This window comes from Bacillus halotolerans, from assembly GCF_001517105.1.
GTDB classification, from domain to species: Bacteria; Bacillota; Bacilli; order Bacillales; family Bacillaceae; genus Bacillus; species Bacillus halotolerans.
In genome coordinates, this window is the sequence record NZ_LPVF01000010.1 from 633,543 (window position 1) to 646,703 (window position 13,161).

Below are 13,161 nucleotides of genomic sequence, written 5' to 3' on the forward strand. Positions count from 1 at the left end.
CCGCTGTTTTTTATTTTAAAAGCCTTAAACCGTTTAGAATCACCAAAATCGTACTTCCTTCATGGCCTATAACGCCAAACGGCAATTCCATCACCTGTAAAAAATTTGCGCAAATTAGCAGGCAAATGACCGCGAGAGAAAATACGATATTCTGCTTTACAATCCTGTTCATTTTCCGTGATAAACGGCACATTTTTACGAGTTTTTTCAAATCGTTTTGCATGAGCACCATATCAGCAGTTTCAAGGGCCACGTCTGTTCCGCCGCCCATTGCAATGCCGACATCCGCCGCTTTTAGTGCCGGCGCATCGTTGATTCCGTCTCCGACCATTGCAATCGTCCCGAATTCTTCTTTTAATCGTTTCACTTCATTTACTTTTTGGTCAGGCAGACATTCTGCTGCAACTGTTGTCATTCCCGCTTCCTTCGCTATCGCTTGAGCCGTGTCCTCGTGATCTCCCGTCAGCATGGCCGTTTTAATCCCCAGACGGCTCAGTTCATCCATGACTTCTTTTGCTTCAGGTCTGATTTGATCTTTCAAAGCGATACAGCCGGCAATTTGATCGTCCTTTTTCACAAACACTATGGTTTGGCCGTTTTGAATGATATCTGATGCAGATTGTTTCAAAAATTGTGCTGACAATTCTTCCCCAATAAATCCTGCCTTTCCGACTTTCCATTTGGCACCCGCCACTTCAGCCATTACACCAAAGCCTGACGTTTCTTCGATTGATATGTAGCCGGACTGGTTGATGCCGTAGCTTTCAGCATAGCCGGCAATGGCTTGCGCGAGCGGATGGCTGGACTGCTTCTCAATCGCATAGACAGCTTCAAGCACTTCCGTTTCTTCGTACCCTTCCGCCAGTCTGACCGTCTCAACCGCGGGCTGACCTTTTGTTACAGTCCCCGTTTTGTCAAAAGCGATCATTTGCACAGATCCCAGCTGTTCAAGAAACACACTTCCTTTCACTAGCATGCCGTTGCGGGCGCCATTTGAAATCAAGGACAGCGCTGCCGGCATGATGGACGCGACAAGTGCGCAAGGTGACGCCACCACCATAAATACCATCGCGCGATAAAAGGTTTCACTCCAGCTCCAGCCAAGTGCAAAGTGCGGCACAAACAACAGCAGCCCCACCACGATCAGAACGCCTTTTACATATGCATTTTCAAATCGTTCGATAAAAGCTTGCGCAGGTGACACACTGTTTTGCGCAGATTCCACCAATTTGATAATCTTTCGGAACAAAGAATCTTCACTTGCTTTTGTAACACGGACGGTCAAGGAGCCGTTTCGATTAACAGTTCCCGTATACACAGCGTCGCCGGCGTTTTTTTCTACGGGCATCGATTCGCCCGTTAACGCTGACTCATCAAGGCTTGTAGAACCAGATTCAATGATTCCGTCAGCTGCCACCCGTTCTCCAGGTTTGATAACAATCGTATCCCCGGCCTTAATATCTGCAACCGATACTCTTTTGGTTTGGCCGTTTACAATCAGCGTTGCTTCTTCAGGCTCAAGCTTCATTAAAGAAGTTAAATCCCTGCTGCTTTTATTCATCGTGTATGTTTCTAAAGCTCCGCTTAAGGAAAAAATAAAGATTAAAACGGCACCCTCTGCCCAGTACCCAATCAATGCGGAACCTACGGCAGCGAAAATCATTAAAAGCTCAACATTCAGTGTTTTGGATTCGAGCGTTTCTTCGATTCCTTCTTTCGCTTTAGCAAATCCGCCGATGACAAAGGCCAGCAAATATAGCGTTACCGATAACAACTGATGTGAGGAAAGGAGCCAGCCTACTAAAATAAGAGCACCTGACACAAGGGCTGCGATAAGTTCCGCATGCTGGGTCCAGCTTTTTTCTGGCTGTTCTGTCTTTAATGGCTGATGCTGATCTTGTTGAAGCATCACTTGTTCATTCATATCGAATTCTCCTCCCTAATTGAGAATGTAAATCATCTTCATTTCTCTTATAAAAAACAAAATCGCCGCCCAGAAGGCAGCTTCATCGTTGATTATCCCATGATGTCTTTCTTAATTATAGCATGTAGAAAAAGAATTTCAATTATAATTATTTTAATTTCTTTTTGATAATAATTATCATTAACATCTATTCACCTTTCATTATATGACAAAAAAGCTGAAAGGCTACGCTCTCAGCTTATTCTTTCGTCCATTCTTTCAATTGTTCAGCCGTCATCGGCCCCACTTTTGTTTCTTCAATTTCACCCTTTTCATTCAGCAAAAACGAGGTGGGAATCGTTATAATATGATATTCCTTCATTAAATCCCCTTTTGTGTCGAGAACAATCGGAAAGGTCAGATGGTTTGCTTTGATAAAGTCTTCAACGACTTGCTGATTTTGTTCTGAATTCACTAAATTGACCGTTACCAGCTTCACACTGTCAGATCGATGAGCCTCGTAAAATGATTGGAACTGAGGAAGTTCCTTTTTGCAGGGCGGACACCATGAAGTCCAAAAATGCAGGATCGTTTTCTGTCCTTTATTTGGGATGGAGATATCCTCCCCCTCTATCGTTTTCATGAGAAAAACCGCAGGAACAGCAGGCTGTTTAGTGGCAGCCTGTGCCGATAGAGGCAGCCATGAAATTATAGCAAATAAGATCAGGCAAATAGTGAGGGGCAAGCGTTTTGTCAACATGGAATCTTCCTTTCATGCTTTTCAAATAGCTTGCCCCGCTAGAGATTTATCATCCTTCAATCCGCGGCGTTCGGTTTCCTCCCGTCAGAAAAACAGATACACGCAGCGCTTTGCAAATCGTTGTATAGTGTAGGCTCGTCAGCAAAATCATACCTGTATTCATCCCAAGGATAATCCCGAGCATTTGCAGATTTTCCATTGAACCCAGCACATACATCATACTCAGCGCAACGAGATGGCTCCACACGTTGTGATAAAAAGCTTCTTTGACAAAGCCCATCCCGATTAAACATGCCTGAAGGGGCATCACAAATAAATGAAAGAGAAAGTACGGCCACAAAAGCTGCAAATAATATTGTGCTTCAGGAGAGTGAAAAAACAGATGGGTCAGGGGCTCCGCAAACTGGAACATGATCCAGACAGCCGGTATACCATATCCCAACGTAATAAAGATCGACTGCTTCAGCCTTTTTAATACGATGTCATATTGTGAGAGAGAATAAGCTTCAGAAATACTGGGAATCATGACGACCATTAACGAATGGGCGATAAAAGCAGGAAACGACCCTATCGTCACAGCCACTCCGGCAAGCATGCCGTATTGATCGATGGCAGTTGTCCCGGCAACGCCCGCTGCCAAAAGCGCTCCTTTTACTAAAAAGGGTTCAATGGCGTTGACTACGGCGTGGAAAATGCGCAGTCCGGTTGTCGGAATCGATACGGCAAGCAGTCTTTTTCTAACATCTTTTCCGCGCAAATGGATATGCTGCTGAACCGATACCGCACGTCTTGCCAGGATAAACTGTGAATACAAGTAAACAAGCACGATCACATCACTCACGACAAGGACAAACAGCGAAATTAGCACAGCCATGTCCAGCTCAAACGAGTACCATTGAAAGAAGATGAACAAGCACAACAGCTGAATGATTTTTTTCAGTACATTAGCGATTGCGATCTTCCCCATTTTTTGCACACCCATAAAGTAACCTCTGGCAATTGACGTAAAGGCGACAATAGGAATCAAGCCGATGACAATTCCTTTGATAAACGGATGATATGTATCAAACACCGGAATAAAAGGAAGCGCAATACTGGCGGCGGCGGTGGAAAAGGCTGTGAAAACAGCTGTCATTCGAAAGGCGTGCCTCAGCATGCTTTCATGGAGCTTTGGATTTGATTCAGCGATAAATTTAGAAATTGATATTGGCAGCTCCAAGCTTGCGATGACAATAATTAAAAAGATGGTAGGCAAAATACTCATGTAAAGCCCCATCCCGTGCTCGCCAAGCTCGCGCGCCAAAATCATATTCACGACAAATTCAAGGCATTCGGCGAAAAAGGCGGCAATGGATAAAAGAATAATCCCTTTTACAAATCGATTCATGATGTCTCTCCTTGTCTCTTGTACTACCAACATCATATGAGACAAGTTCAAAAATTATTTTATTTTTACTCTTTCTATAAAAAAAAGCACAGCTGAGACGAATGGTCTCTTCTATGCTTATATGGCAAAGACATGCCTGCCGATTTTTTCAATGATTTTCCTTGAGCGAATCCAGTCATCTGACGCCGTTTTCGGGTTATAAAAGAAAAGGGCTTCTGTTTCTCTGTCCTTAGATGACATCGCTTCTTCAACAGCCTCAATTGATTCTTTGTCAGGCTCTTGATTAATGCTTCCGTTTGCGACAGGTTCAAAGGCATTTTTCTGATAAATAACTCCTCTGATTGTATCGGGAAAGCCGTTCTTATCCGTCCTGTTCAGCACAACGCTTGCAACAGCGACCTTGCCTTCATATGATTCGCCCTTCGCCTCTGCGTGAACGAGTCGGGAAAGCAATTCTTTTTCAGACTCAGAATAAGTTTCTTTCTTCTCATTCGTTTTCTCTGATTGTTCGTTTTCTTTTTTTCAGTGTTCGCTGATAGCCTGATCGGCTTTATTTTTTTCTTGTCCTCATCAGCAGACAGTGAAGAGAAAGATGTGTCTGTGTCATGATTTATATGGGTAAGCAGCTTAGCTTCTTCATGTTTTGTCTTCTTTGTGTTCAGTAGTGAAGCTTGTGTATGTTCAATTTTCGAAGCAGGCATGAAACAAAGAAGAAAAACAGCTAGCGCAGTAAATTTTGTCGTCATACAGTTTCCTCCTTAAAGTGCTCAAAAAACACTTCATAACCTTAACAAGAGATCAAATCAATTTCACGGAAAAAGATTTTCCAACTCTCCCAAACAGGTATCAGGATGGAATATACCGGGTGACGCACTGATTAATGGCAAAAAAACAGCCTGATTTTCTATAAATCTTGTCATTTCAAAGCATATTTATCCATTTTTGTAATTTTACATTTTGTTTACGTCTGTTACATCATTTGTAATAAAAGTCCGGCGTTCTGTCATATATGATAAAAAGGCTTCTCACTTATGAGAAACCTTTTAGCTTCTTGGCTGTTCTAAATATTGAAACACCACATCTCCGCCTTGCTGGGCAATGCCTCGGAAATGCTTAAAATCGTCCTGTTTCGATAAAACGGCCCTGAAATCAAGAAAGTGTTCTTTTTGGACTCTCAATTCTTTTATTTCACCAGTACGAAGCTGTTCAATCTGTTCTGTTATGTCTTCGGGACGCAATCAAAACTCCCCCTTTTCAATCTTTGAACGAAAATCAATATATCATTTTTCCTGGGCCAGGACAATTCCTTAGGACGATAAAACTCCTTATCGCTTTACTTCTCAATAAAAATACTGTTTAATACTTTCAAAAGGAATTATTATGTTTAAAGGAGAGGAAGCTTGTGAAAATCGCTAAGGTCGGAAACGTCATTGAATTTAAAAACGGATTAACCGGTGTTGTTGAAAAAGTTAATGAGAATTCTGTTATCGTAGATGTTACCATTATGGATAACTATCGGGATCTTGAGCTAGATTCACTGACTGTTGTTAATCATAAAAATTACAAGATCATCAGAGACTCCTATTAAATCCTCCTTCATCCACACGCATTCGCAAAAACTGCAAGACGAACAATTAAACACCTTACATATCAAATTAGCTTTCTCAAAAGCTGCCGGCCGGCAGCTTTTTACATAAAAAAACACCGATTATGAATCGGCGTTCGTGTCCGTTTCCGTTATTTCGATATAAAATTCACTCACGGCTCCCGCTTCGTACAGGTTGGTCAATGACGTTGAATAATTTGTGATTTCACCGCGAAAGGCAAGATTCCGTTCCGGAACTTCGACGTTAAATGTCTTTTCATATAACAGCACAGCGATATCATGATAAGTCTCACTGGTAACGTGTAAGGTAAAGGCAATTTTCCGCTTCGGCTCGCTCTCTTCTTGATATGTTGACATTTCTAACGTGACATCGTTTAAACGCAATGTTTTCACTTTGTATCACTCCTTATCAGTTCATGCATCTTAACATAATCTCGTTAAGGTTTACAATGAATCTGTTTTGAGCATTATTTTAACCATTTCTTTAAAAAAGACGCCTTTACAAACATACGTTCGATATTTTATAATAAAACAGACGAGCTGCCATCCAGCATCCCGTCTTTTCATTAGAAGGTGACGAGTGGCATTCCCCCCGGATTCACTCGTCTTTTTTATGTATAAAATCCCCTGCATTCCGCAGGAGAAACTATATTAATGATTATTAACCGCCTCCGCTTATATATTTTTAAACACTCTATTCCAGACTGGCGAATCTTCTTGTCCAAGACTCCAGCTGCCAAGACCTTTTAGGTTATATTTTTGAACAAGTTTTGTTTTTGCTCTGAGTGACTGTTCATTTTCGAACCATAATGTATATGTTCCTGGAGGTAATAGATCCTTCTTATCGTATTTGATCGTAAAAACAGCTTTTGGAGATTGACTCTTTATGTCAAAAATAATTGTACCGTTATGCCTTTTTACTAATGAGTTAACAAGGTAAAGTGAAATGGCTTGTGAGTTAGATTGGTCTTGCATCCAGCAACGGCCATAGAAAGGCAATCCTAAAACCAGTTTTTTGGGAGAGATTTTTTGGGCTAGAGCATATTGAATGGACTTTTCCACCCATCCTACACTTGCAGTAGGCCCAGCAAGGCGGCTTTCATCATAGGCCATAACCATTAGATAGTCCGCATGTTTAGCTAAATTCTCATAATCATATAATCCGTGCCAGCCCTTCGTCCAGCCAAAAGGATTTGCTGCCACTGCAACTGATACCTCTTTGTGCCTAGGAATACCTTTTCTTACTAATCTAACGAAATCCGTAAATGCCTGCCGATCTTTCTCTGTAAGGTTTTCTATATCGATATTGACGCCGTCTAGATTCAGCTCTTCTATTGCATTAGAAATTTGTTTAGCCAAAACCACTCGTTTCTTTAACGCAACTCGACCCAAATCCTGATTCCAATGATTGCTTAAAAAAGGAACTACTTTTAATTTTCTTCTATGAAGAGCTTTAATCACATCAGGATTAGCTGAACGGAGAAGTAGTGATCCATTTTTTCTGATATAGAAAAAGTCAGGAGACACGACTTTTAATACTCCGTTCGTTTGATCAACGTGCTGAATAATATCATAACCTAATCCAGAGTAGAAATAGCTCATTTGAAACATCTCATAACCCCTTCATTCTCAAAGATATCAAGTTTTACCAAATAATTGACCATTCCAATTTGTTTCGTTTCCGAAACCTCATAAATTACCTTTCTCTTATCTTTATCATTTGTCAGGGATAAATTCTATCTGAAGAAAGCTTATTAAGATTCATAAGTTGTTGTACCGGAATATTAAAGGATTTTGAAATCGTCCATAATGTATCGTCGGATTCCACACAATATACTTCATCTGTCACGGGAAATTCCATATAACGAGGCGTTCTTTTCACTTCTGTTTTGGTTTTTTCCCTTCATTTATATTACTCTCCTTTAGAAAAATTTATTTTTAACATTTCTAGACCGTTTCTTTCTAATCTTAATGATTTGTCCCGCATATATCTGATCTGATTTGAAATGATTTAGCTCCATGATTTGTTTAAGGGGAATATTGTAATTTATAGCGATTTTCGTTAATGTTTCACCGGGAGCAACATGATGGATCACGTAATTTTCTTTGAGAACATCAACATAATGAATGGTTTCCTCTAGGTTTCTTAAGATTCCTCTGCTTCTTAGCACCTCAAGCATTCTCTCAGCTCTATGCCGATAGGAATCATTCTTTACAGCCTTTTTACCGTTTATCCGAATCTTCTTTCTCTCGCTATCATGATTCAAATAGTATTTAACCTTTTCAAATGTTTCTTTTGGGGAAGATGAAACGATGAGATCGCGGCCAGGTTTGAATTTACCTCGAACTGCTGGTGTATCCGATGTCAATAAAACCCCTCCGGAACCAAGAATCTCATAGGTGCGCTGCGTAAGCTGGCTTTCACAGTTTTGCAAACCAAGAATAATTTTTGCTGAACTGTAAACTTTATATGCTTCAGTATAATCAAGGTATCCATGAATCCAATTTCGGGGAATTTCTCTTCCTATATGTTTGCTCATTTTCTCCCAATTTTTCCCCCAAAAATCAATGCGAATACCATTTCGTATGAGAGGACGAATAAGCGTTTTTAAAGAGGACGAGCGGAACACTTCCGGATGTTCCTCAAGAAAATTAGGGTAAGCATTAGCCACCACCGCTATATCACAGCTATATTTGTCCAATGGTTTAATCTGATGATGTATACTTTCGTGATATGCAAAGTCTAAATGAGCCGCTTTTACCCCCATTCTTTCATAAGTTTTACACAGAGAAGGTGTAACGGTGAAAACAAAATCCGGTTTCATCTTTTTAATTAACGGGATAGTAAAGTTTTGAGTGTGCAACGGGTCTTCAGTTGCCCAATAAACGAGGGGGATCTTCACCTTTTTAGTAGCATTGCGGATCCAGGCCTGCTTTTCCCTAGAATGCTCTGGTGTCCAACCCATAGATACGATTAGATCTGGTTTGAATTCTTCTATCATTTCAGTAACATTTTCCCGACTTACAGGGCCCGAAATCATTACGGTATGGCCTGCTTCACTAAACCCATTCGGTAAACCATAGAGCCACATAGGATGACTCTCTAGAAAAAGAATTTTCACACATGTTCGTCCTCTCTTTCACTTTTTAATGTCTACTTATTGGTATGTATTTGTAATATAACTTGTGACGGTACTAGTCTATACAAAACGTTCAGATATGAGATGACGTAATAGCTTCCTGAAAAATTACATTCTAAGAGAACGAAAAATAATCGTTTCTCTCGTCGACACGAAAAAATATAACAGAAGCTGAAAAATACTTTCGGTATTACCGGATACGCCATCCATATATAATGAGAAATAAAAATTGTAATCATCATTTAATAGCTTGTGCGGATGCCCCACAGAAAAGAAAGCGATCTACAAAATACTTTCCTTTGATTTCGCTAGACTTTCGGCCAAAAAACTTACGTTAATATATTGATTTTTGCATAAAAGAAAAAGACGTACACATTTGTACGTCTTAAATTACCTCTCCAATATCAACTTTTCACTGCATAAAAGTCACACTAGGTCACACTTTTATTGGACTTAGTGCGGGTTCTCATTAACGATTATCAATCGTCTCCGGATACAAGTCATGATTCATCATGCGGTATTCGGCCATTTTCTCATATTTCGTGCCAGGTTTTCCGTAGTTTGTGTACGGATCAATGGAAATTCCGCCTCTTGGCGTGAATTTGCCCCATACTTCAATGTAGCGCGGGTCCATTAATTCAATCAAGTCATTCATGATGATGTTCATGCAGTCTTCGTGGAAGTCTCCATGATTTCTGAAGCTGAACAAGTACAGTTTGAGTGATTTGCTCTCCACCATTTTTTCATCAGGAATATAGCTGATGTAAATTGTTGCAAAGTCAGGCTGTCCTGTTTTCGGACATAAAGATGTAAATTCAGGGCAGTTGAATTTTACAAAGTAATCACGGTTTACATGTTTATTCGGGAAGGATTCGAGCACGTCCGGCGCATATTCGAATAAATAGTTTGTTCCTTGGTTGCCAAGCAGGGTTACACCTTCTAATTCTGATTCTTTTCTTGTCGTCATGTTTATCTTCCTTTCTATTAAACTCCTCGTTTGTTGCCCCATAACAGGGTATGCAGCTGCGGAAGCACTCTGACGAGATTCAGCTCCGCATCGGCAGCTACCTGATCAACTAGCGCTTCATATTTTCCAAGCAAATGTGCAATGAGTGATTTGTCGTCTGCCGTATGCACATCATCATTACCGACTTGCAGATAAAACGGTATCCCCGGGTAGCGCTTGTGTACAGTTTTGGCAAACTCGAGATCTTCATCATTAAAAATGACAACCTTCAAGCTGACAGCATGCTGTCTGTTATTCTCTTTCAGTGATGTCAAAATGTGATCCAGCTTATCAAAGTTCGTCACCATTTTCGAGCTTGGCGGTTTTGGTGAAATCGTCAGATCATCGATCAGTGTAAACCAATCCTGATAGACTGTCCCCTGTGTCTCGAGAGCTGCACGGATATTGTTTTCCTTCAGCAGTTCTATCAAAGCATCCAGCTGCTTTAACAGCGCCGGGTTTCCGCCGGAGATTGTAACGTGGGAAAACGCGTCTCCCCCAATCTCCTTAAGCTCTGAAAAAATCTCCTCGGCTGTCATCCAGCGAATATCTTTTTTAGCAGATCCGTCCCAAGTGAAGGCGGAGTCACACCAGCTGCAGGAGTAATCACAGCCGGCCGTGCGGACAAACATTGTCTTCTGTCCGATCACCATGCCTTCTCCTTGAATCGTCGGGCCGAAAATTTCTAATACAGGAATTCCTTTAGCCATTCAAACCACCCTTTTTCGGACGGTATACACAATAACTGGTCGGTGTTTCACGGACAAACACCTGCACACAGCTTGGTTTATTCTCCAGTTTGTTTAAATAAGCCTGCACTTTGTCATAGATCGTTTTCGCCACGACTTCAGTTGTCGGCAGCGAATACGGGTCATCCTTAGAAAATTCTTCATGATCATTTAAAAGCGTATGGTCATAGGAGCCGTGAACCAGCTTTTTGAGCACACTGAAATTCACGAGAAAGCCGGAATTGTCAAGCTCATCACCGGCAACGGTGATATTTACGGTATACGTATGCCCGTGAACCCTGCTGCACGCTCCCGCACTTTCACGCGGAATAAAATGAGCAGCAGAAATTTGCATGTCCTTATTCAATTCAAATGAATAAGGATGCTGGACCTGTGGATATATTTGAGATAACAATTTATGCCCGCTCTCCTTTCATCGCCATATATTCTTCATAGCCTCTGGAGCGAAGATGACATGCCGGACATTCGCCGCAGCCGTCTGCGATGATGCCGTTATAGCATGTAAGCGTGTTGTTTTTCACAAAATCAAGCGCGCCAAGCTCATCTGCAAGCTTCCACGTTTCCGCCTTATTCAGCCACATGAGCGGAGTATGAATCACAAATGGCTTCTCCATGGCCAGGTTAACCGTCACATTGCAAGATTTAACGAATTCATCACGGCAGTCAGGATAGCCGCTGAAATCCGTTTCGCAAACGCCCGTGATAATATGGCGCGCGCCAATTTGGTACGCCAGGATAGACGCAAAAGATAAGAACACTAAGTTACGGCCTGGAACAAATGTTGATGGCAGCTCGCCGTCTTTTGCTTCAATTTCTATATCATTTCTCGTCAGGGCATTAGGCGCAAGCTGGTTCAAAAGTGACATATCAAGCAAATGATTTTTCACGCCAAGCTTATCCGCAATCCCCTTCGCCACTTCAACTTCCTGCGAATGACGCTGATTATAATGAAATGTTACAGTTTCCACCTCTTCAAATTCCTTTAACGCCCACAGTAAACATGTGGTACTGTCTTGGCCGCCGCTGAATACGACAATTGCTTTTTCCTTTTTCATGATTCCTCTCCTTCTCCGCTATAAAAATCTCGGCGAGAGACATCGCTACAACTGTTAAATATAAAAAAACACCTTTTCGGAAAGGTGCTCTAGAAAAACATAAAAAAGGCCGTATCCAAGGATACAGCACGTCCTTAGTTTTTTATAGAGGGTGTAGCTAGAACCTCTCCCGCATATCGAACGGATTTTCTTCAATTTTTCACTTCTGCTATCTTACCATAATGTTGTTTTTCTTGACAATAAAAAAGATAGCCGAAAAGCCTGTCTCATTTTTTCCGCCTTAATCCTTTTACACAGCGAAAATACCTAATTAAGATCCATTTCGGGCCGGCGCAGGGTTTAACATAAACGTTTGCTTCATTATTATATATGTATCAATATTGTGATTACAAACTGCGCCGAGGGAGCTTTTTACAGACCAAAGCGCCTATGAAAGCCAAGCTCACATAGCCAAACAGTGGGTAAATGGTTGAAATGAGCTTGCCGTAGCCGATTTGACTCGTGATATAAGCCGTAATCATGATTGCCGCAAAAATATATTTGCTTTTTATAGGAAGAAAGCTCTTCACTTGTTTTTCCAGCCCATAAAGGTTTCCGATCACCGATGTGAACACTTCGCCGAATATAATCAACAAATAAATCAAATGTACAGATCGCGCGAAGAGGTAAACCACTTGAGCCATCGGAATATCGTACAAAAATACATCCGGGAGCATCGACAAAGACAAAAAACTTGCAGAAAGCACAATTGTCAGCATTGTACCGCCGATGAAAGCGCCTTTTTTTATCACCTGTTCTGAAGACATTTCATTCGCCAGCGGCACCAAAACAGCCTGGGCAAGCGATAAATTCAAGGCTCCGTATGACACTGCTGATAATAGCCAGTCCCATCGATGAGGCCACACCCACTGAGCTGTATTCCGCGTCTCACTGAAAATAAATGAATCGGCCACCACAATCATAGAAAAGATAATCAAAAGCGGTACAACAAACACATTTACACCAAAAATGCCTTTTACTCCTCTTGTCATGACAATCAAACTTAATCCAATTGTGATCAGCATTCCAACCTGAGCGGACATCCCAAGCTGTTCCTCAAAAAGCGCCCCTGCCCCCGACAGCATGACAGATGTGACACCGAGGAGAACGAACAGCATAAAGACATTGATAATCCGTCCGGCAGCCGCCCCGAACAAGTATATATTCATTTCTTGATAGGACTTGGCATTGATTCGCTTTGAAATGATCATCAGCTTTGCGCCTAAAAACGTGAACATCCCGCCGCTTATAATAATACCAAGCAATCCGAACCAGCCGAACTTCAGAAAAAACTCAACAATTTCCCTGCCAGTTGCAAATCCCGCTCCGACGACTGTGCCTATATACACAAAAGCGAGCTGATGTGCAGACCCTTTTGATTGTTCCATTTCTCCCCTCCGAACCAACCGCAGTATTGTCCTTTTAGCCTTTTTATAGCCTATGAGACAAGTTCCTTGAAAAGACGAACAAAACATGTTTTACTGTGTTAACAATTCAAAAATATTTTTGAGCAAAA

At 41.4% G+C, this 13,161-nt stretch carries 14 protein-coding genes, 1 pseudogene and 1 riboswitch; of the genes and pseudogenes, 1 reads left to right on the forward strand and 14 read right to left on the reverse strand.

Annotated elements, in window-relative coordinates:
- Positions 1-10 precede the first annotated feature (10 nt).
- The 5 genes and pseudogenes from AU387_RS13540 to AU387_RS13560 form a co-directional block, all read right to left on the reverse strand.
- Positions 11-1,924 carry a heavy metal translocating P-type ATPase gene (locus tag AU387_RS13540; protein WP_059335890.1) on the reverse strand — a complete coding sequence of 638 codons (1,914 nt, stop codon included), beginning with the start codon at positions 1,922-1,924 and terminating at the stop codon, positions 11-13.
- A gap of 238 nt (positions 1,925-2,162) precedes the next feature.
- The gene (gene stoA, locus AU387_RS13545) at positions 2,163-2,663 is read right to left on the reverse strand and encodes an endospore biogenesis thiol-disulfide oxidoreductase StoA (protein WP_044156112.1); all 501 of its coding nucleotides are present in this window, start codon (positions 2,661-2,663) and stop codon (positions 2,163-2,165) included.
- A gap of 49 nt (positions 2,664-2,712) precedes the next feature.
- Positions 2,713-4,050, reverse strand: a complete 1,338-nt coding sequence (gene ykvU / locus AU387_RS13550; protein ID WP_024121188.1) for a sporulation protein YkvU — start codon at positions 4,048-4,050, stop codon at positions 2,713-2,715.
- Positions 4,051-4,167: 117 nt separating this feature from the next.
- A pseudogene (locus tag AU387_RS13555) lies at positions 4,168-4,796 on the reverse strand (cell wall hydrolase).
- Positions 4,797-5,093: 297 nt separating this feature from the next.
- Positions 5,094-5,288 carry a hypothetical protein gene (locus tag AU387_RS13560; protein WP_010334023.1) on the reverse strand — a complete coding sequence of 65 codons (195 nt, stop codon included), beginning with the start codon at positions 5,286-5,288 and terminating at the stop codon, positions 5,094-5,096.
- A gap of 164 nt (positions 5,289-5,452) precedes the next feature.
- Between AU387_RS13560 and AU387_RS13565 the strand changes: the two genes are divergently transcribed.
- On the forward strand, positions 5,453-5,638 hold the full coding sequence (locus AU387_RS13565) for a YkvS family protein (protein ID WP_003232446.1): 186 nt from the start codon (positions 5,453-5,455) through the stop codon (positions 5,636-5,638).
- Positions 5,639-5,758: 120 nt separating this feature from the next.
- Here the strand turns inward: AU387_RS13565 and AU387_RS13570 are convergent, their stop codons facing one another.
- The 9 genes from AU387_RS13570 to AU387_RS13605 form a co-directional block, all read right to left on the reverse strand.
- Positions 5,759-6,049, reverse strand: a complete 291-nt coding sequence (locus AU387_RS13570) for a DUF3219 family protein (RefSeq protein WP_044156116.1) — start codon at positions 6,047-6,049, stop codon at positions 5,759-5,761.
- Positions 6,050-6,331: 282 nt separating this feature from the next.
- The gene (locus AU387_RS13575) at positions 6,332-7,267 is read right to left on the reverse strand and encodes a glycosyl hydrolase family 18 protein (RefSeq protein ID WP_059335891.1); all 936 of its coding nucleotides are present in this window, start codon (positions 7,265-7,267) and stop codon (positions 6,332-6,334) included.
- A 112-nt stretch (positions 7,268-7,379) separates the two neighbouring features.
- On the reverse strand, positions 7,380-7,538 hold the full coding sequence (locus AU387_RS20660) for a LysM peptidoglycan-binding domain-containing protein (protein ID WP_095532962.1): 159 nt from the start codon (positions 7,536-7,538) through the stop codon (positions 7,380-7,382).
- A gap of 40 nt (positions 7,539-7,578) precedes the next feature.
- Positions 7,579-8,778 (reverse strand): DUF3880 domain-containing protein, encoded by a 1,200-nt coding sequence (locus tag AU387_RS13580; RefSeq protein ID WP_059335892.1) that lies wholly within the window; start codon positions 8,776-8,778, stop codon positions 7,579-7,581.
- Positions 8,779-9,265: 487 nt separating this feature from the next.
- Positions 9,266-9,763 (reverse strand): preQ(1) synthase, encoded by a 498-nt coding sequence (gene queF / locus AU387_RS13585; RefSeq protein WP_003218613.1) that lies wholly within the window; start codon positions 9,761-9,763, stop codon positions 9,266-9,268.
- A 17-nt stretch (positions 9,764-9,780) separates the two neighbouring features.
- Positions 9,781-10,512: a 7-carboxy-7-deazaguanine synthase QueE gene (gene queE / locus AU387_RS13590; protein ID WP_024121182.1), complete on the reverse strand. Its 732-nt coding sequence runs from the start codon at positions 10,510-10,512 to the stop codon at positions 9,781-9,783.
- Positions 10,505-10,945 carry a 6-carboxytetrahydropterin synthase QueD gene (gene queD / locus AU387_RS13595; protein WP_044156123.1) on the reverse strand — a complete coding sequence of 147 codons (441 nt, stop codon included), beginning with the start codon at positions 10,943-10,945 and terminating at the stop codon, positions 10,505-10,507. The genes queE and queD overlap by 8 nt, the downstream gene beginning before the upstream one ends.
- A gap of 1 nt (position 10,946) precedes the next feature.
- Positions 10,947-11,606 (reverse strand): 7-cyano-7-deazaguanine synthase QueC, encoded by a 660-nt coding sequence (gene queC / locus AU387_RS13600; protein ID WP_024121180.1) that lies wholly within the window; start codon positions 11,604-11,606, stop codon positions 10,947-10,949.
- A gap of 128 nt (positions 11,607-11,734) precedes the next feature.
- A riboswitch (PreQ1 riboswitch) is annotated at positions 11,735-11,779 on the reverse strand.
- A gap of 213 nt (positions 11,780-11,992) precedes the next feature.
- On the reverse strand, positions 11,993-13,033 hold the full coding sequence (locus AU387_RS13605; protein ID WP_044156125.1) for a YkvI family membrane protein: 1,041 nt from the start codon (positions 13,031-13,033) through the stop codon (positions 11,993-11,995).
- Positions 13,034-13,161 lie beyond the last annotated feature (128 nt).

Excerpts from the sequence above, each read along its gene's own strand:
- AU387_RS13540 (WP_059335890.1), bottom strand. The coding sequence starts at position 1,924 with ATGAATGAACAAGTGATGCTTCAACAAGATCAGCATCAGCCATTAAAG.
- stoA (WP_044156112.1), bottom strand. The coding sequence starts at position 2,663 with ATGTTGACAAAACGCTTGCCCCTCACTATTTGCCTGATCTTATTTGCT.
- ykvU (WP_024121188.1), bottom strand. The coding sequence starts at position 4,050 with ATGAATCGATTTGTAAAAGGGATTATTCTTTTATCCATTGCCGCCTTT.
- AU387_RS13575 (WP_059335891.1), bottom strand. The coding sequence starts at position 7,267 with ATGTTTCAAATGAGCTATTTCTACTCTGGATTAGGTTATGATATTATT.
- queF (WP_003218613.1), bottom strand. The coding sequence starts at position 9,763 with ATGACGACAAGAAAAGAATCAGAATTAGAAGGTGTAACCCTGCTTGGC.
- queE (WP_024121182.1), bottom strand. The coding sequence starts at position 10,512 with ATGGCTAAAGGAATTCCTGTATTAGAAATTTTCGGCCCGACGATTCAA.
- queC (WP_024121180.1), bottom strand. The coding sequence starts at position 11,606 with ATGAAAAAGGAAAAAGCAATTGTCGTATTCAGCGGCGGCCAAGACAGT.
- AU387_RS13605 (WP_044156125.1), bottom strand. The coding sequence starts at position 13,033 with ATGGAACAATCAAAAGGGTCTGCACATCAGCTCGCTTTTGTGTATATA.